Below are 19472 nucleotides of genomic sequence, written 5' to 3'. Positions count from 1 at the left end.
GGAAGTGGACTTTTATAGTCCACTTTTTACATATTAATAGAAGCTGCTATTGCTTCTTTATTCAGGGAAAGTGAGTGCTTCTAGTTTTTACCGCCAGAAACAATTTCTACATCGCCTTTTTTCAGTGCTTCTAGTGCTTCTCCTTCAGCGTCTTCTTGCTTTTTGGCAGCGTCCGCTTGAGCATTGGCAGCATTTGTTAATTTAGCAGCATTTTCTTCACTTTCCAGAATACCAAATTCAATCAACAAATCTTCTAGCTCGTCCATTTCAATAGGTGTAGGAACGGCGAAATTAGTATTGTTGATAATCTTGTTGGCTAATGTCCGGTATTCATTAGCTTGGTTACTATCAGGTGCGTACTCATTAACAGTCATGCGGCGCAATTCTGCGTGTTGCACGATATTGTCACGAGGGACAAAGTGAATCATTTGGGTACTTAATCTAGCCGCAAGTGTGCTAATTAATTCCTCTTCTCGGTCAGTTTTGCGACTATTACAAATCAAACCACCCAAACGCACACCACCAGTGTGAGCATATTTAAGAACACCGCGAGCAATGTTATTAGCCGCAAACATCGCCATCATTTCCCCAGAGGTAACAATGTAGATTTCTTGGGCTTTTCCCTCTCGAATAGGCATGGCGAAACCACCACACACAACGTCCCCTAATACGTCGTAAGATACGAAATCTACATCTTGGTATGCACCGTTTTCTTCTAAGAAATTGATAGCGGTAATGATACCCCGACCAGCGCAACCCACACCAGGTTCAGGCCCACCAGATTCCACACATCTAATATCCCGAAAACCTGTAATTACCACTTCTTCCAGTTCCAAATCTTCCACTGAACCTCGTTCCGCAGCCAAGTGCAGCACAGTGGTTTGGGCTTTACAGTGGAGAATCAACCGGGTAGAATCAGCTTTAGGATCACATCCAACAATCAAGATGCGTTGACCAACTTCCGCCATAGCAGCCAAAGTATTTTGGGAAGTAGTCGATTTACCGATACCGCCTTTACCGTAGAAAGCGATTTGTCTAATTTTTGAGTCGGACATAATATCTCCTATTTGGTGAATTTATGATCATGAAAAGTGAGGGCGTGTAGAACTTCGCAGGAGGTGCGCGTTCCACCGCAAACAGGTGAAAAATCCTGAACATATTGACAGTTTTGGGAAATTTTTATTGGTTATTCAGACCAAGAACTAATAAGTAAAGTAAAGACGAGTTAAACTATCCCGACGCGAGTGAACCCGCCCTTACAAACTCTTACCTTTGCGCCTTTGCTCCTTTGTATCTTTGCGCGAAACCATTCATACTTTCACTTAACAACACCAAAAACCTAAACAGTGGCGACAACTTCCCCAATTTTGCTAATATCATAGCCGCCAAGAATTTGTAATTGAGAGTGAACTAGAGGATGTCCCAAGGTACTTAATAATTGCTGTACTGGTGTTTCTTCCAAATATTCCTTGAGAATTACTAAGTCGTACCGTGATTGACGAACAGGGATAAATCCTAACCCAAAAGCTGCGGCTACGGATGCCGTACTAATACCTGCGTCTGCAAATCCAGAAGCTATGATTTGGGCAACATCTTGATGACTGGTAATGATATGATCAAAGCCTGAAAGATCATGAGATGAAACTTGTTCCTTTTCTAAAGTTTGTTCTAAAAGTAAACGACTACCAGAACCTACTTCTCGGTTAACAATAGTTGCTCCCATTTTCACCAAATCGCTTAAACTGCTGATTCCCTGGGGATTACCAGATTTTACCATCAGTCCCTCTTCCCAAACGCCTAAAGTGATGAGAACGGCTTCTCTTCCAGCCAAAGCCTCGCGCACAAAGGGAGTATTATACTCGTCTGTTTTTGGGTCATATAGGTGCATTCCCGCAATGTGGGCTTCACCTCTGCATAGACTTTGCAATGCAGACATACTATTAGCAAAGTTATATTGTACCCGCAATTGCGGATGCCAACGTTCGGTAGCCCTAGCCCAAAGAGAAATCACAGGGGAACACCCAGTAATAACGACGGTGTGATAAAGCGAGTCCATATTATCGTCGAGGAGTCGGACACGCAATTTATCTGTGTTACTCTGTCTGTGAGCCTCACCATCAGCGGGAATCATGTCTTGGCGAAAGGCATCTTTACCAATTAAGGGATAAGCTATCCATTGACCTCCTACCCGTGCTAAACTAACTCTTAGTTGTTGGACATCGCCAACAGGTTTGGCAATAATGGCTTCAATTTCCGGTAAATCTCGCTCTAGCCAGAATAGATGCTCAACTTGACAGCCCAATGCTTTAGCTAGACGCAGTGTAATCTCAACTGAGGGAGCATATTGTCCCGACTCTACACCACTAATAGTTTGACGAGTTACACCCGCTATGTTTGCCAAGTCTTGTTGACTCATGGCTAACCGGGTTCTAATTGACTTCAAGTTATTACGGAGGCTACTATCCTGCTTCATTGGCTTTATCTCTTTATTTATCAAAGCCGCAGCGGATTTAACTAAAAATCGGCCAAGGCAAAAGCACGGTTAATATATATCATTTCTGTTTGGATGATTTTTGTGCTTTCGCTCTCTTGATTCCCCATATAAAAACAATATCACAACATTTAGCTATTTTGCTTGCTATTTGCAAAATATTTTGCAAAAAAGTAATTTTTATTTAGTTGGTAATGGCTGTAATACTTGCAAATGAAAGCTTTTCAGGATTTGAAATTAGCTGAAAATTTGTGTATTTACCAATTAATTTGATCAATAGTAGTAAAAAATACAGTTTTCTTCATAAAATTCGGTTTTGATGATTTCTATAACGCACCGTTAACCATGAAGGTTTTTTATGTGCAAGTGAAAAGATTTTCAACAATTATTGTCTGCATCAAGATTTAAGGATTTACAGAATTAATCCCTATTTCTTATTCTCTATTCTCTATTCCCTATTCTTATGACTAAACCATATCTATCTCCAGATGATTTGCCTTCTTCTAAAATTACGCAAATCAGTGAAATATTACTCTGTCAATTGGAAGAAGTAACTAAACAGAGATTTTTTCTAGCTTGTAATAGTACGGTACGCATTTCATTATCTAGTTGTCATTGGTATTTCAAAATCAATAGTGGTATTTTGATGTTAATTATGGTGTGTAATGATATTGAAAGTTACCAAAATATTATGACTACTTTCCCCTACTTTGCCAAAACGTTAAAACGGTTTGCTAACGAGGCAAAGATTAGCATTATTTCACCAGTTAATAATGGTATTCCCTGGATGGTAAATATATCTGACATCTTACCAGAAGATGATGTTCCTGATAGATGAAAAGACGAGTATTGATAATTACTCTGGTATTTCTAGTAATTATATTTGATTTCTAAAATCCATGTAGAGACGTTTCATGGAACGTCTCTACATTATTATAATGTCTCTACATTATTAGACACAACCAAATACTCTAATCAATAGCAATTATTACATCAGTTGATTTAACGATTGCATATACTTCTTTACCTTCAACAAGGTTGAGATTTTCTGCTGATGATTTAGTAATGATTGCTGTTACTTCTACACCTGGGCCAATTTCTACTGTTACTTCTGTATTCACAGAACCAACGGCAATTTGTTTTACAATCCCTTTCAGAGCATTACGCGCACTAACTTGCATTTTCAATTTTCCTGTAAAATTTTAATCATACATGAAAAATAGTCGCAGTATCAAATAAATTCACAACGTTTAAGATTTTTACCAAAATTTTTGGTAGCATTGTCCTGAAATATTGCTATTTCAAGGTATAATACCAACTAAATTGACCCAAATCAATTTAACTATGTAGTCAAACTTTAAAAATCATGCCACAGGATTTATCACCGCTTTGGATATCGTTGAAAACGGCTTTACTCGCAACGTTTATCACTTTCTTTTTGGGGATATCTGCCGCTTATTGGATGTTGGGATATCGCGGTAAAGCCAAATCTTTAATTGAGGGGATATTTGTTGCACCGTTGATTCTACCACCTACTGTGGTGGGATTTTTACTGCTGCTATTTTTTGGTAAAAATAGTCCGGTTGGTAAACTGCTAGAACCGTTTGATACCACAATTGTGTTTACTTGGTATGGTGCGGCGATCGCTGCTACAATAGTTTCCTTCCCATTGATGTATAAAACTGCACTGGGAGCTTTTAGCCAAATTGATGCCAATCTGCTGCGAGTAGCGAGAACGTTGGGTGCAAAAGAATTCACAATTTTTTGGCGGATTAGTTTACCCCTAGCATTTCCTGGGATTTTAGCTGCCACTACCTTAGCATTTGCGCGGGCTTTGGGTGAATTTGGGGCAACTTTGATGTTAGCAGGTAATATCCCTGGACAAACTCAAACAATGCCAATGGCAATATATTTTGCTGTGGAAGCGGGGGCAATGAATGAAGCTTGGTTTTGGTCAATTGTAATTATGATTGTTTCTCTTTCAGGAATTATTATAGCTAATTTATGGCAAGAATTTCCAGATAAACGCAAACTCACAAAATTACCAATAAAGCAAATAAAATTAGCAAGTAAATCTGATTCTTTATTAATTGATTCCTCTACATCTAGTTTAGTTTTAGATATTCAAAAAAGACTAGACAACTTTTATCTACAAGTTGCCTTTAATACTGACAATCAACCATTAGGATTATTGGGAAGTTCCGGGGCAGGAAAAAGTATGATTTTGCGTTGTCTAGCGGGGATAGAAACACCGAATAAAGGACGAATAATTTTAAATGGTAGAGTATTATTTGACTCAGAAAAGAACATTAATATTCCTATTCATCAACGACAGATTGGTTTTTTATTCCAAAACTATGCCTTATTTCCACACATGACTGTGGCGCAAAATATCACTTTTGGTTTACCGAAATATCTAAATGCTAAAGAAGAGGTAGAAAAGCAATTAATAGCCATGCAATTACAAGGATTTGGCGATCGCTATCCGCACCAACTTTCTGGGGGACAACAGCAACGGGTAGCATTAGCTAGGGCTTTGGCTAGTAAACCAGAAGCATTACTTTTAGATGAACCATTTTCGGCACTTGATACCCATTTACGCAGTCAATTAGAACAACAAGTTACAGAAATTCTGGATGATTATTCTGGTGTAACTTTGTTTGTGACTCATAATATGGAAGAGGCTTATCGCCTATGTCCCAATTTGTTAGTATTAGAACAGGGAAAACAAGCTCATCATGGTTCTAAATATGAGATATTTCAACATCCTGCTAGTGTAAATGTTGCTCAACTTACTGGTTGTAAAAACTTTTCCCGTGCTAATACTTTATCACCTCAACAGATAGAAGCAATTGATTGGGGTTGTACTCTGGAAGTTAGAGAAAAAATTCCTGCAAAATTATCTCATGTTGGTATTCGCGCTCACCATTTGATTTTTACAAAAGATCCTCAGCAAGTAAATACATTTCCTTGTTATTTAGTTCGTACCAGTGAAACACCTCATAGAATGACAGTATTTCTTAAATTACATTCTGTTGGTAATCATGCCAATGATTATCATTTACAAGGGGAAATTTATAAAGAAAAATGGCTAAATATTCAAGATCAATCTTTTCCTTGGTATGTGCATTTAGAACCTTCTCGGTTACTTTTAATGGAGTAAATAGTCTGTAGCTATTCTTGACTACAGGGAAATGGCCTTTTTTACCAGCAGGGGGGTTATTTGCAATCCGTACCTGTGGCGGTGTGGCTAGGGGCGAGTTACCAAGTGCTGGGGGATGTTAAGGCTAGTAAACAATGGTGGGAAGTAGCTTGTGAGGAATGTCAGGAGGCGTTTAATCCGGCGGCGGCTGATTATTGGTTAGGGAGGGCTTTGGTGGCTTTGGGGGATAAATCAGGGGCTAGACGGGCTTATGAAGGTGCGTTGAGTCAGCAGTTGTTGTATCCCGTGCGTGGGGAGGTGGAGGGAATTTTGGAGAGGCTATAATGTCTTCTAAAGTTTTATTTAATGTTAGTTTACCTAACTGCTGTTTAATTTGTATTTCCCAGAGACTAACAACACTCAATAATCTAAGATTATCTTTATTCGTCAATAGCTCTAAGACTCCTTGAGACAGTTTTGATGGCTGACTATCCCAAAAAATAAAAGTATGTGTATCTAACAGTAATTTCATGGATTTTGCAACCAAAATTCATCGGATAAAGGTTGATCAAAATCATCACTCATAACCATTGCACCTAAATTTAATCCGGGAAGTGGAGTCTTTTTTGATTCCCAGACATTTGGCTCAATAGAATTAAGTAGAGTTAATCTAGCAATGGGAGTATTCCCATCAGTAATTACTATTTCTTGGTCATTTTGAATCAAGGAGAGTAATTGACTAACGCTGATTTGTAATTGTTGAATATCCAGTGTTTTGGTTGACATAGTTGTTACTTTGAATATTATATTTGTCTATTATAGCTTAATCTTTCCAAAGCGTAACTTACCTTTCAGATTAAAAGTAGCTTGCTTCCCTGTAGGGATAAGAGGTTGTTTGAAAAGTATTATATCAAACCAGTAATCTCCAAAAACCTAACCCCCCTGCCCCCCTTCCCTGCAAGGGAATGGGGGTTTTAAAGCCTCTCCCCTGCAAGGGGAGAGGTTTGGAGAGGGGTCAGTCTATACATTCAAAACTTTTCAAACACCCTCTAAGGCGATTCCTGCGGAGCGCTTCGCTATCGCCCTACTTATCCCCAAGAGCGATCACTTATCTTTCATCAAAGTCATTTTACCAAAGCGATCGCTACTTCCTGACCCAACAACCCCAACGCCTACCTCAGCCATTCTGGGACATCCAAATTAGAAAGCCCAAAATTTGATCAACTGGTGGTACTGGATAATCATTCAAGTCAATGGTTACTGTTTGTCCTTCTAGTTGGAGAAACCGCCAAACCGTACCACTTGTCACCGTTCCGTAAATTGTGGAAATCGGCTGCTGCTTCTGTTGATTAAAGCGTTGTGCTGCTACCATTTCGGCTAAACATTGTCCCAGTCCTGGTTTTAGGTCTTCTTTTTTCGCTTCCACCAAAACCACTGCCGGGGCTTTAATATACAATTGCTCTGGAGAGCGACTAATCAGAAAATCAACATAACCCGTCAAATCAACCTCTGGCTGCACGTTGAACTCTTCGCCGGAAAAGACACTAATTTGTCCATGAAGCTGACGTTTGACTTCTAGTAAAACGGGATTGATAATGCCTTCAGAACGCGCTTTTTCACTACCTACTGCAACTGCCCAAGGTATGGTTTCTTTCAATGTGTCTTTGAGCAAAGAACTCGGATTAAATGGGGAAATCTCTGGTAGAAAGCGATCGCCTTCAACAATTGTCAGTTGAAAATCATCTACAGCTTTACTCAAAGTAAATTTACTATAAGGCATAAAAGTTTTCTCGATAATTGGTAATATAAAGATATTTTACCGAAAAGCGATCGCCTTGATAATGGGAAATTGAGGGGCGTAACGTAGCCCGTCCTAGACATCGCGTTGATCTGCGATGGGAATATTTTCCTTGTACCACCGCTTATTACCTGACTTATTGCCTCCAACCAACAAAATAGCCTGTCGCTGAGGATCAAAGGCAAATAAAATCCGCCAACGTAGAATCTGTCAGGCTGTCCGCACAGGAGAACACGGACAAGGCGTAGAAAAATATCAAGATTTTGAGTATTTTAGCTGATTAAAAAAAGCCGCTTTATCGGAAGTGCGATCGCATTTCCTACATCTCCAAAATGCGATCGCCTGTTTAGAGATAGCTTACATTATTATCTAAATATAAAACCAGAGGACTATCTGCTGCTGACAAGAGGGATTCTTCTAAATAAGTTGTACAACTTACCTTTTCTTGACTATAACTAATTTTATTGATGGTTTTCTAATAAATGGGAGAGACTGAAAAATATATCTTGATTATCTTGATTTCCAGCCTCCCTAAAATTAACTTAATTCCAATAAACCTTGATAACCTGTGACAATACGATTTCCATCTTTGAGAATGTGAACTTCAATTTGATCACTAGCCCAAGTAATTTTATCTGCAAATTCTGGGTTAAAGATATTGACTTTTTGATTACTAGAAGAAACGGGAGAATCAGGAGAATTAACTGCTAGAGATTTGACAAAAGGACCATCAATTAAAATATCTAATTCTGCTAACAATTCTTTTGCACCTGGAGGGGCAGAATTAGATTGTAATTGTTGAAGAGTGAAACCAGTAAAAGACATGACATTTAAACCCGCTGCTTTTAACTTTTTCGCTAGAATTGTTAATGCAGGTGCTTGCCAAAATGGCTCACCACCGGAAAAAGTTACACCTGTATTCTGGGGATTTTTGAGAATACTTTCAGCTAGGGTATCAATAGCCACTAAATCATTAATCTCAAATGCCCAGGAGTCGGGATTAAAGCAACCAGAACACTCACGGTTACAGCCTTGTACCCAGACCACAGCCCGACAACCAGGGCCATTAACTTCTGATTGGTCAACATAACCCATAATGTTAAGATAACCGGGGGGAATGTCCGCGAGTCCTAGAGATGGGTTCATGGGCTTGGTTTCCATCTTTTGTCAACTCCTTTTCAACTTTTCCTATTACTTGCTAATATAGCGAGACTCTGAAAAAGTGTGGAGAAAGAAATTATAAGCTTTTTTAAAGATTGATTATTTTGTGTAATCAACCTTTAAGTTATCTTAAGATTTTGCCCAGGAGGGAGTGGATGAACGCGCAGCAGAGATAGCATGAAAGAATGCAAATAGTCTGTGGCTGGCTTGACCATAATCCTGACATTTTTGGAGATCGAAAGACCGTAATTCTTTTTCTATGACGTTTTCGACATTAGCAGCTAAATTTAACCTCCCTTCATTGAGATAACATTCGGTTAAAAATAGCAATTTCTCAACATTAATTTCATTGGTTTCCCATTGAATCTCGACAGGAAACTCATAATTTTTTTCTAATGTTCCCCCATGGTAAACATTTTCCATGAGTTTATTGCTGATAATATATTTAACTTTATGGGTGTTAGCCAATTCTAGCAAATCATCAGCAGTTGGCTTCAATCCCAGACGACGACGGAACACAGAATCAATAATTTCGTACTTGCTATTGTCTGGAAATACTGTGACAACCACAGCCGCAATTCCTTCAATATTTCCATAACATCCGATGATGTTTTTACTTTCTTCACCGTGAACAAATAAGATATCCATAATATGCACCAACTAAATTAATAACAGGGAATTGAGTTGATAAAATTCTCTTAGATGAGAGTGAGAATGCAAAACTCAATACCGATAATCTATCAGACTTTTTCCAAAAATTACAGCTTTGTTCAAAAAAAAGAGCTTTTTTATCAATAGGTTAATTTTAGATTAATTACAAACTAAAATCTATTTCTCTAGATAGATGAAAGCGCAGATTTTATTTTGTTTAATCAGATGTTGCTCAATAAACATCTTTTTGACATCTCTTCGCACGAGTCAGATTCCCGACTTCTCTAAGAAGTCGGGGATCTTATTGTTCATAATCTTAACCTGAATAAGAAATATTCATCAGGTGTCGTTCCGCACCTGCACCTAAAACCCAGCGAATAGTTGTAAAAAACCGAGGCCAATTACCTGTACCATTACCAAAATATTCTGCTGCAACTTTCTCTTCTAAATCATTTATATCAATACTTTCATCATCAAGTTCTTTTTCTATTTCGTCAATTACAGCTAATCGTTGATCTTTTAATCTTGTAACATTAAGTCCAAGTTGATCAATAGTAAAATGAATATTTTCAATAGGAATACCAGCTTTTAAACGAGCGATTTCATCAGGTTTAATTTCACCAGTTAAACTACTGAATTGAAATAAACATAATGTTGGTAAATTCAGAGGATTTAATAATCTACCATCAGGGATAAAACCATCTTTTTTGTGACCACAACAACGGGAATACTTGAGTAATTTTGAATTTTGCTCATGATCATCTTCTACTCCGCCTGGAGGGCGACAGATACCTAACATATTTTGCCAATCTAGATCATGGTTATTTTCTTTTGCTGATTCTCTACAGGGGATAAAATGCTCAACAGAGCGATTGTTTTCATGAAGAGACATTTCACAATAAGCACAAAGTCCTTTTTGATCAGATGCTAAAGTTTTACGAATTGCATTTAAAGTTTCTTTGTTCTTTTTTAAATCATTCCATCGTTTAAATTGAGAAGAAAATCGCTCTCTATAGTTTTTAAGTTCCTCTGGTTCTGGGGATTTCAGCACTTTTTTCATACCGCATTCCTCCGTTCTAAGCGGCGGATTTGCATATCTGCTCTAGTCATATCTGGATCAAAAGATTCCCAGTGTTGTAATTCTTTTTTAAGGCGTTTTGCTTCTTCTAATTGACCATTATCAATTGCTTCAAAAAGCTGTGTCAGTGTTCTTGATTCTTCTGTATCTGGTCTTAAATCACTCAACCCTAAAACATATCTGACAATATCTGAACTTTTCATTCCCTTGGTAGGTGATGGACATTCCTTTATTTGATAATCTTCTAATATCTTCACCTGATTTTGTTTAACTGTTGTCACAACTTCAGGACTGTGAGTAGTGGCAATAATTTGAGTGTTGGGAAATACTTTTTTAAAATCAGGAATAATATTTTGTTGCCAAGTTGGATGTAAATGCAAATCTAACTCATCAATCATCAAAATTGCTTCTGCTGCTAACGGGTTTTCCATGTGTGGGTTTGCTTGAGCTAAACGTCGCGCAAAGTCCATTACCAAGGCTAACATATTACGATAACCTGCACTTAATTGACTTAGTAAAAGTTCTCTTTTCTCTCCTGTTTCCATTGTCCACTCAACCATCAATTTTGCATTGTTCGCACCTGAAAAATAAACGCGAGCATTGGGAGCAATAATAGTAGAAATGGCATTTCGTACTTGCTTCAAATCAGGAAGTTCAAAGTTAATATCTCTGCGATTTCTTCCCTCTCTTAATTCTTCGTACTCACGCACAAAAAACCAGGTAGCTAAATCTGTGAAATTAGCTGTTGCATCAAAGGCATTATTCAAAGCACCAAATCTATTAAATGATTGATTAGAAATAGTTTCAACATCTCCAATATTAGTTAAGTATCGATCACCTTTATAATAAGCTATTATAAAAAGCTCAGATGTTGGATCGTTATTGAGTTTATCATATTGTTGTTGTATTGCGGAATAAAAACGTTCATATCTTGATGATTTAAGTGAGGTTATTAAATCAATAGAATTTACAAAATCTATCTCTATCCGTTTGTTATCATTTTCAGTAGGAGGTTTTTTATAAAACATTTTCCAGTCAGGAAAACTAGTAGATGATACAGTGAATTCTGCTTGAGTTTTTTGTTCACCACCTTCTTTTTTAGCTGGTAAATCTCGTTGAAAAACAGGTGAATTTTCTTGTATTTCGCCTACAATTTTCTGAATCTCAACTACATATGGATACATTGCCGCAGCAATACCATCCAATAACGCACTCTTACCTGAGCCATTATTGCCAACAAAAATATTAATATCGGGATCTAAATTAACTTCCAAATGCTCGAAGCAGCGGAAGTTTTTGATAATGATTTTTTGAATGTGCATTGATTTATTTTTCTTGATAAAATTACTAATCTTCTTCTAAAGCTACAGGTTCAGTAGGATCATCATAGCGGTAAGGCTGAGTATTCTGTAAAGGATAAAGATTGGTATTTTGTGTTTCTAGAGATTTAATTTGATGTTGTGCGGTTTGAGGTTGTAAAATAATCACTTCCACAACATCACCAGCATGGAAAGGCAAACCTTTTAATACCAAAGTTCCATCTTCAGTTAAAGCAGTTTCGATTTTATGAGCATTCATATTATCAATTTGGTGTGTTACAGTTGATTTTATTTTAACATATTACCTCGTTACCGTTAATTGCATTTCTTTGGTGTTAATAATTCTAAGTTATTCTCTAAAATCGTCCCTTTCAAATTTGCACCCTGAAAATTTGCCCCCCTAATAGTTGCACCTTTTAAATTTGCTCCTGCTAAATTTGCACCTTTTAAATTTGCCCAACTTAAATCTGCTTCTGTTAAATTTGCTTCTGTTAAATTTGCTTTAGATAAAAATGCGTTTCCTAAATGAGCTTTTGTTAAATTAGCTTTATGGAGGTTGGCTTGATAAAGTTGAGCAGTCATTAATTCTGCTTCATATAAATTCGCTTCACTCAAATTAGCAGTAATTAAATTAGCTGCCATTAAAGTTGCAAAACCTAGATTACTACGAATAAGTTGGGACGCTGATAAATCAGCACCTTTTAAATTAGCATTTTGCAAATCTGTACCAATTAAATTTGCATCATTAATCATAGCATTTTCTAGATTTGCACCACTTAAATCAGCACCAATAAAGTTGCCAAAACTTAAATCAGCCTGTGTCAAGATTGCACCACTCAAATTAGCAATACTCAAGTTAGCTTTACTCAAATTAGCTTCAATTAATTTAGCTTGATAAAAAATAGCATTACTGAGATTAGCATGACTAAAATTAGTTCGCACTAATAAAGCGTGAGCTAAATTTACTTTATTCAAATTTACTCCTTGAAGATTTGCCCCCCGCAGGTTTTCTCCTAGTAGATTTGCACTGCTAAGATCAATTTCAATGTGGGGATTTTTGTTTCTCCATTCTATCCAAGTAACTGCACCTGATCGTAATAAATTGAGATGTTGCTGATTTGCCATTTTTTATTCCTACTCCTTTATTCGTTCCGCTTACCTTGAGGATTTTCTCTTCCTGGTGAATTTTCAATTGCGGCTAAAGCGCCCGCTGCTCCTGCTAAAATATCCTGTTCTGAGCCACCTAAATAAAGTCGGCCAAAACTACCTACAGCTTGAACTTCCAGAATATTAATTTGCGCGGCTTTTTCTGCTTCATTGGCTGCTAGTGCAGCATAAGCTGCTGGTTCAACTTCCAACACATAGAGAGTTTGTCCTGCTAATAGCAGTTGTCCCCGACGGGTACGGTTAATCAGTTGGGTTTGATAAGCGTCAATATTACGGATAATCTGACTAGAAACTACACGAGGTTTGAGACATTCCTCTTTTTTCACACCTAGAAACGCCAAAATTGCATCTCCAGCGGCTCGCGTTTCCCCTTGAGAGCCGGAATGCACTTCTAATAGTCCATATAGCCGTTCTACTACTTGCACTCCAGGACGAACAGAAGCAGATTTTAGGGCTACGTCCGTAATCTTGTTGATTTCGATACCAGGGGAAATTTCAATCCATAGGGATGTATCCCCCGGTAATGGTAAGAAACCCTGGGCTACTGTTCCCATGTATGCGGCGTGTTGAGGTTGCAGATTGTCTAGAAATACGAAGCTGCGTAATTCTATACCCAAAGTCTTAATTCTCCAGTTATGAAGGTAAACATTTTAGATTTAGACTCCCGACTTCTCAAAGAAGTCGGGGATCTGCAATATATGAGTTTACCGTTAAAAGAATGCAGAATTTAGAATTTAGAATTTAGAATTACGTTTTGCAACGGGGATTTTACCCCGACGCAAAACCCGCTGCTTGTAGAAGCAGGGGACTTTAACCCCCAAAGGTAAGTTAAAGTGGACTGGTTTGGTAATTGGTGTGCCTACCCGCTTTACCCAAGTGCCTAATGCTAGAATAAAAAACAGCCAATTACCCAGAGGAATCTTGTAAAAACCTAGCTTGAAGTTAATAGAGAGGAGTCTGTAAATTTAACAAGTTCTTTACCGTCTCGGCTTTTAATTACTCGTGCTGGTACGCCCACAGCTACGGAAAATGGGGGAATATCTTTAGTGACAACAGCACCAGCACCTATCACACTACCTCTACCGATAGTGACACCATCCAAAACTTTCACTCCATCTCCTAGCCAACAGTCATCCTCAATCACGATTCCTTGACTAGTAATGCCTTGGTATTTGATTAGCTGTGTTGGATCTGTAAAGTTGTGATTATTAGCATATATCCCAGTATGGGCTGCAATTAAACAATGCTTGCCAATTGTAATATTTCCGGGGCCAGCAATACAAGCACTAGGTCCAATAAAAGTATCTTCACCAATGTGAATCCGAGTATTATCTAACGCCCCAATCACCACATTATGCTCAATCACAACTCCATTTTCTAGCTGAATTCTATTATTTTTATGTCCTCTTCCATCTATACGAACTCCTTTGAAAATATAAGTTCCATTCCCAATTTCAATAGCATCAGCACCAAGAAATTCAACGCCATCTTGAAGATAAACTGAGCTACCTATGCGCGAAAAAATAGCGTGATATAGAAAATTGCGTAACTTTACACCACCAAAAATTGTGGGGATATCACCAAGAAAAGTAGTTAAAAGAAGTTCTTGAAATCTTTTCAATCTTGATAAATGTTGTCCGTGATTCATGACTTTATTACTGCTAACTAAATTGTGATATTGGAGATTTGTGGAATTATGAACTGCTCAAATAAAGACATCCCGTATTTGAATCTTGCCGTGTACCATATATATTTCTATGTCTGCATTTTGAGTAAACAGATCAATAGAAAATAATATGGCTAATATGAAGTTTTCCAAATATTTGAAAAACCCAACGCAAGTTTTTAAGGCTAAAAGCTATTAAATACAGGTATTATTTAATTGTTAGACATAATTCTAGAATTACAGCAGTTTGCAACTGTCTGCATTCGTTATATATGTACTACTCGGAAATTAAGGCAATACTTTTTATATTTAGAAATAATAATAAATACTGAATTTTCATGCTTTAAGGCAACATCAAATTTCTAACTATTGCTGCATATAAGTTAGTAATTTGACAAACCATTATAATTCAGATATTCAATTACCAAATATCAAAGTATTTATTTCAATTCAATTACATCTATTTATGCTACGCTGAAATAGGCGTGAAATTTCTTCACTACCATCCAGATGTAATTGTTGAATTATTCATTAAATTTCCCAGTAAGTACAATCACTTCAAATCAAGGGGGAGTGTCTCCAACTTCCGCCATCACATTAAAATTAATCATCGGAGCAAACAAATAAATACTTCCCCGATTACTATAACGGCTTACTTGCAGCCAATTTTTAGAATCTGCCGCTGTTGTAATCATAGTATGCCAATAAAATTTACTTATGCACTCTTCCTATAAAACGCCTTGATAGTGACATAAATAATGTCTTTCTACTATCCTAAAAGAAAGTTGCAAAATAAATATAAAGTAATAATAAAGTTTAAACATAAATTATGAAGATTTAAAAGTAAACTTAGTTTTATGATTAGTATGGTTACAGCCAGGATACTCTATCAATAAGACATGAGTATAAATAATAATTACGAAAAATAGGGTATTGATTATTGCTGTAGTTTGTGATTTATTAGCCCAATTTAATCTAATTAAAAGTAAAAATTGTATCTATGCTTACAACTTTAATTTTCTGAAATATACTTTTCATTACAGCTTTAAAAAAGAATAATAGCGAGAATAGGGGCAGAAGAAATGATTGTTTATTTGCTCTTGTGAAATAATGGTAGCCATCTCAGAGAACATTCAGAACCGATTAACTATACAAACTGTAGAAATTGCCCCTAATACCACTGCGATTCGTTCTCTTGACTGGGATCGGGATCGTTTTGATATTGAATTTGGTTTACAAAATGGTACAACCTATAATTCATATTTGATTAGAGGTGAACAAACCGTTTTAATTGATACTTCTCACCAGAAGTTTCGTGATCTTTATTTACAGACTCTCAAGGGTTTAGTTAATCCTAAAACTATTGATTATATAATTGTTAGCCATACTGAACCTGATCATAGTGGCTTGGTAGAAGATATTTTACAGTTAGCTCCCAGAGCCACTGTTTTAGCTTCTAAAGTGGCTTTGCAATTTTTAGAAGGTTTGGTACATGAACCTTTTTCTAAGCGAATTGTCAAAAGTGGCGATCGCATAAAAATTGGCAAAGATCATGAAATGGAATTTGTCAGCGCTCCCAATTTACACTGGCCAGATACTATTTTTAGCTTTGATCGCAAAACCCAAGTTCTCTACACTTGTGATGCCTTTGGAATGCACTACTGTGATGATCGCACTTTCGACGAAAATTTAGAAGCAATTGAAGCTGATTTTCGCTTTTATTACGATTGTTTAATGGGTCCTAATGCTCGTTCTTTGCTAAATGCAATGAAGAGAATGGGTGAACTTGGGGAAATTAAAATTATCGCCAATGGACACGGACCATTACTACATCATAACCTGGATATTCTTAGAGAATATTATTACAATTGGAGTCAAAAACAAGCGAAAACAGAAACTACTGTCGGTTTGTTTTATGTCTCTGGTTATGGACATAGCGATCGCATAGGACACGCAATTGGTGATGGTTTACAAAAGGCTGGTGTTGGTGTCGAAGTATTGGATTTAAACACCGCAGAAAGTCAAGAAATTCAAGAATTAGCTGGGAGAGCATCTGGTTTAATTGTAGGTATGCCTTCTACCAGTGCTATTAAAGCGCAAGCCGCAATTAGTTCTTTATTAGCAGTTGCTAAAAACAAACAAGTTGTGGGTTTATTCGAGTCCTATGGTGGCGATGATGAACCCATTGATACTCTCAGACGTAAATTTATTGATTTAGGTATTAAGGAAGCTTTCCCGGCTATTCGCATTAAAGAAACCCCCACTGATGCTACCTATAAACAATTTGCAGAAGCCGGAAATGGTTTAGGACAATTGTTAGTGCGGGAACGCAATATTAAACAAATCAAATCTCTCGACGTGAACATGGAAAAAGCGTTGGGAAGAATTAGTAATGGTTTGTATATTGTCACTGCCAAAAAAGGCGATATTAGCGGTGCAATGATCGCTTCTTGGGTAACACAAGCCAGTTTACAGCCTTTAGGTTTTACCATTGCTGTAGCTAAAGATCGCGCTTTAGATAATTTATTGCAAGTAGGCGATCGCTTTGTTCTTAACGTTCTTGAAGAAGGCAATTATCAAGACCTGAAAAAGCATTTTCTCAAACGTTTAAATCCCGATGCTGATAGATTTGCAGAAGTAAAAACCCAAACTGCTAAAAACGGTTCACCCATTCTTACCGACGCACTCGCATACATGGAATGTGAAGTTGTTAATAGTATGGAATGTAGTGATCACTGGATTTTATACTGCACAGTTGAAGATGGAAAAGTTTCCAAACCCGATGGAATTACCGCAGTTCGTCATCGCAAAGTAGGGAACTACTATTAATTGGTAATTGGTAATTGGTAATTGGTGATTGGTGATTGGTGATTGGTGATTGGTGATTGGTGATTGGTGATTGGTGATTGGTAATTACTCCCTTCTCTACCTGTTCCCTGTTCCCTGTTCCCTGTTCCCTATTACCTATTACCCATTACCTATTACCCATTACCTATTCCCTAATTATTAACTAACCATCTTTCATAATTATTATGACACTTCCAGATTCATTCTCTAACGTTGTTGAATCCGCTAAAAATTGGGTTTCTCAAGTTTTTTCGACCCAACAAGCATCCATGAGCGATTCCAGACCAAGAGACGTACAAATCCTACCAATTGCTACTAACACAAAGGTGATGAGAGCGCGGAGTAAATCGCGGTTAAGATTTGAAATTGAGTATGCTCTAGAACGGGGAACTACTTCTAATAGCTATTTAATAGAATCCGATAAAACTGCTATCACAGACCCTCCAGTAGAAGGATTTACAGAAATTTATTTGGAAGCATTACAGAAAACAATCAATGTGCAAAAGTTGGATTATGTGATTTTGGGACATTTTAATCCCAACCGTGTCCCAACTTTAAAAGCAATTTTACAATTTGCACCACAAATTACCTTTGTTTGTTCTCTTCCCGCTGCGAATAATTTACGTGCTGCTTTCACCGACCAAGATATCAAAGTTTTAGTCATGCGGGGGAAAGAAACCCTAGATTTAGGTAAAGGTCATGTTTTGAAATTCTTACCTACTCCTAGTCCTCGTTGGCCGGAAGCACTTTGTACTTATGACCAACAAACCCAAATTCTCTTTACAGATAAGCTATTTGGCGCACATATCTGCGGTGAGGAAGTATTTGATGATCATTGGGAAACTTTCAAAGAAGACCAACGTTATTACTTTAATTGCCTCATGGCTCCTCATGCAACTCATGTTGAGTCAACTTTGGAGAAAATTTCCGATTTCCAAGTCAGAATGTATGCTGTCGGTCATGGACCCTTGGTACGCACCAGTTTAATCGAATTAACAAAATTGTACAGTGAGTGGAGTCGCGCTCAAAAAGATCGAGAAATATCTGTAGCACTTCTCTATGCCTCTGCCTATGGTAACACTGCCACCTTAGCACAAGCAATGGCCTTAGGATTAACCAAAGGTGGCGTTGCAGTTAAATCTGTGAACTGCGAATTTGCTTCTTCTGACGAAATCCGCACTGCATTGGCACAAGCTGATGGTTTTATCATTGGAACTCCCACCATAGGTGGACACGCACCTACTCCTATTCATACCGCTTTAGGGATTGTCCTCTCTACAGGTGATAATACCAAACCTGCGGGAGTCTTTGGTTCTTACGGTTGGAGTGGTGAAGCTTTAGACTTGGTAGAATGCAAACTCCGAGACGCTGGTTATCGTTTTGGTTTTGATACCCTAAAAGTCAAGTTTAAACCTGATGAAGTTACTCTCAAATATTGCGAAGAAGTCGGTACAGACTTTGCTCAAAGTTTGCGAAAAGCCAAGAAAGTGCGTGTTCCTCAACAAGCTGCAACCCCCACAGAACAAGCTGTAGGACGGATTATTGGTTCTGTATGTGTAATTAGTGCCAAGCAGGGAGAATTTTCTACAGGGATGATGGGTGCTTGGGTATCTCAAGCTACTTTTAATCCACCGGGAATTACTGTAGCGATCGCTAAAGATCGAGCCGTTGAATCTCTATTATATCCTGGTGGTAAATTTGTGCTGAATATCCTCCCTGAAGGTGTTCATCTGGAATACATGAAGCATTTTCGCAAGAGTTTCCAACCTGGAGAAGATAGATTTGCTAACTTCCCCAAAGCCGAAGCGGATAATGGCTGTACCATCTTAACAGAGGCTTGTGCATATCTAGAATGTTTAGTGCAGCAGCGGCTAGAATGCGGTGATCATTGGGTAATATACGCAACCGTAGACAACGGTAAATTACTCAAGCCTGATGCTATGACTGCTATTAACCACCGGAAAACAGGCTCATACTATTAAAGTATATATTATAGCCCCCGTCCTCGCTTGCGGTGAACCGGCGCTGTAGGCGGGTTTCCCACCGTAGGCGACTGGTGAATCCGAAGGGGGAGGGGGTTGGGGGTGGGGTTCTTGTATTTTAACCCACATTCCGCACCCCAAACTGTCACAGAGGAAAATTACGTAGAGAG

The 19472-nt window shown here is 37.8% G+C and carries 20 protein-coding genes; 5 read left to right on the top strand and 15 right to left on the bottom strand.

Features of this window, described 5'->3' with window-relative positions:
* Positions 1–80: 80 nt before the first annotated feature.
* Together nifH and BMF77_RS01035 are read right to left on the bottom strand one after the other, a co-directional pair.
* The gene (gene nifH / locus BMF77_RS01040; protein WP_148759939.1) at positions 81–1055 is read right to left on the bottom strand and encodes a nitrogenase iron protein; all 975 of its coding nucleotides are present in this window, start codon (positions 1053–1055) and stop codon (positions 81–83) included.
* A gap of 284 nt (positions 1056–1339) precedes the next feature.
* Positions 1340–2473, bottom strand: a complete 1134-nt coding sequence (locus tag BMF77_RS01035) for a substrate-binding domain-containing protein (protein WP_148759937.1) — start codon at positions 2471–2473, stop codon at positions 1340–1342.
* A 481-nt stretch (positions 2474–2954) separates the two neighbouring features.
* Here BMF77_RS01035 and BMF77_RS01030 point away from each other — a divergent pair, with 481 nt between their 5' ends.
* Positions 2955–3329, top strand: a complete 375-nt coding sequence (locus tag BMF77_RS01030) for a hypothetical protein (RefSeq protein ID WP_148759935.1) — start codon at positions 2955–2957, stop codon at positions 3327–3329.
* Between the two features lie 133 nt (positions 3330–3462).
* Here the strand turns inward: BMF77_RS01030 and BMF77_RS01025 are convergent, their stop codons facing one another.
* On the bottom strand, positions 3463–3672 hold the full coding sequence (locus BMF77_RS01025; RefSeq protein ID WP_148759933.1) for a molybdopterin-binding protein: 210 nt from the start codon (positions 3670–3672) through the stop codon (positions 3463–3465).
* Between the two features lie 185 nt (positions 3673–3857).
* Here BMF77_RS01025 and modB point away from each other — a divergent pair, with 185 nt between their 5' ends.
* Together modB and BMF77_RS01015 are read left to right on the top strand one after the other, a co-directional pair.
* Positions 3858–5654 carry a molybdate ABC transporter permease subunit gene (modB, locus tag BMF77_RS01020; RefSeq protein ID WP_148759931.1) on the top strand — a complete coding sequence of 599 codons (1797 nt, stop codon included), beginning with the start codon at positions 3858–3860 and terminating at the stop codon, positions 5652–5654.
* A gap of 60 nt (positions 5655–5714) precedes the next feature.
* Positions 5715–5978 (top strand): tol-pal system YbgF family protein, encoded by a 264-nt coding sequence (locus BMF77_RS01015; protein ID WP_210422275.1) that lies wholly within the window; start codon positions 5715–5717, stop codon positions 5976–5978.
* Positions 5979–6161: 183 nt separating this feature from the next.
* Here the strand turns inward: BMF77_RS01015 and BMF77_RS01005 are convergent, their stop codons facing one another.
* The 12 genes from BMF77_RS01005 to BMF77_RS28525 all read right to left on the bottom strand — a co-directional run bounded on the left by BMF77_RS01005 (position 6162) and on the right by BMF77_RS28525 (position 15168).
* Positions 6162–6419, bottom strand: a complete 258-nt coding sequence (locus tag BMF77_RS01005) for a type II toxin-antitoxin system Phd/YefM family antitoxin (protein WP_148759929.1) — start codon at positions 6417–6419, stop codon at positions 6162–6164.
* A gap of 391 nt (positions 6420–6810) precedes the next feature.
* Positions 6811–7413: a hypothetical protein gene (locus BMF77_RS00995; protein WP_148759927.1), complete on the bottom strand. Its 603-nt coding sequence runs from the start codon at positions 7411–7413 to the stop codon at positions 6811–6813.
* Positions 7403–7552 (bottom strand): hypothetical protein, encoded by a 150-nt coding sequence (locus BMF77_RS26395; RefSeq protein WP_168204373.1) that lies wholly within the window; start codon positions 7550–7552, stop codon positions 7403–7405. The genes BMF77_RS00995 and BMF77_RS26395 overlap by 11 nt, the downstream gene beginning before the upstream one ends.
* Positions 7553–7968: 416 nt before the next feature.
* The gene (locus BMF77_RS00985) at positions 7969–8592 is read right to left on the bottom strand and encodes a 4Fe-4S single cluster domain-containing protein (protein ID WP_148759925.1); all 624 of its coding nucleotides are present in this window, start codon (positions 8590–8592) and stop codon (positions 7969–7971) included.
* A 129-nt stretch (positions 8593–8721) separates the two neighbouring features.
* A complete protein-coding gene (locus BMF77_RS00980) occupies positions 8722–9240 on the bottom strand; it encodes a hypothetical protein (RefSeq protein WP_148759923.1) in 519 nt (172 codons plus the stop codon).
* Positions 9241–9559: 319 nt separating this feature from the next.
* Entirely contained in the window at positions 9560–10303 is a 744-nt protein-coding gene (locus BMF77_RS00975; RefSeq protein WP_148759921.1) for a retron system putative HNH endonuclease, read from the bottom strand.
* The gene (locus tag BMF77_RS00970) at positions 10300–11643 is read right to left on the bottom strand and encodes an AAA family ATPase (RefSeq protein WP_148759919.1); all 1344 of its coding nucleotides are present in this window, start codon (positions 11641–11643) and stop codon (positions 10300–10302) included. The genes BMF77_RS00975 and BMF77_RS00970 overlap by 4 nt, the downstream gene beginning before the upstream one ends.
* A gap of 25 nt (positions 11644–11668) precedes the next feature.
* Complete coding sequence (locus BMF77_RS00965; protein ID WP_148759917.1) at positions 11669–11899, bottom strand: hypothetical protein; 231 nt, start codon at positions 11897–11899, stop codon at positions 11669–11671.
* A gap of 56 nt (positions 11900–11955) precedes the next feature.
* A complete protein-coding gene (locus BMF77_RS00960) occupies positions 11956–12765 on the bottom strand; it encodes a pentapeptide repeat-containing protein (RefSeq protein WP_148759915.1) in 810 nt (269 codons plus the stop codon).
* A gap of 17 nt (positions 12766–12782) precedes the next feature.
* Complete coding sequence (locus tag BMF77_RS00955) at positions 12783–13424, bottom strand: microcompartments protein (RefSeq protein WP_015080173.1); 642 nt, start codon at positions 13422–13424, stop codon at positions 12783–12785.
* A 314-nt stretch (positions 13425–13738) separates the two neighbouring features.
* Positions 13739–14455 (bottom strand): DapH/DapD/GlmU-related protein, encoded by a 717-nt coding sequence (locus BMF77_RS00950; protein WP_148759913.1) that lies wholly within the window; start codon positions 14453–14455, stop codon positions 13739–13741.
* Between the two features lie 581 nt (positions 14456–15036).
* Positions 15037–15168, bottom strand: a complete 132-nt coding sequence (locus BMF77_RS28525) for a hypothetical protein (protein WP_015080175.1) — start codon at positions 15166–15168, stop codon at positions 15037–15039.
* 415 nt (positions 15169–15583) lie between these two features.
* Between BMF77_RS28525 and BMF77_RS00945 the strand changes: the two genes are divergently transcribed.
* Both BMF77_RS00945 and BMF77_RS00935 read left to right on the top strand, forming a co-directional pair.
* Positions 15584–17302, top strand: coding sequence for a diflavin flavoprotein (locus tag BMF77_RS00945; protein WP_148759911.1), 1719 nt, complete (start codon positions 15584–15586; stop codon positions 17300–17302).
* A 287-nt stretch (positions 17303–17589) separates the two neighbouring features.
* Positions 17590–19302 carry a diflavin flavoprotein gene (locus tag BMF77_RS00935; RefSeq protein WP_148766723.1) on the top strand — a complete coding sequence of 571 codons (1713 nt, stop codon included), beginning with the start codon at positions 17590–17592 and terminating at the stop codon, positions 19300–19302.
* Positions 19303–19472 lie beyond the last annotated feature (170 nt).

Source organism: Dolichospermum sp. UHCC 0315A (genome assembly GCF_008121535.1).
GTDB lineage: Bacteria > Cyanobacteriota > Cyanobacteriia > Cyanobacteriales > Nostocaceae > Dolichospermum > Dolichospermum lemmermannii.
Note: the sequence above shows the minus strand (reverse complement) of the source record. Positions and strands in the feature narration are given on the sequence as shown.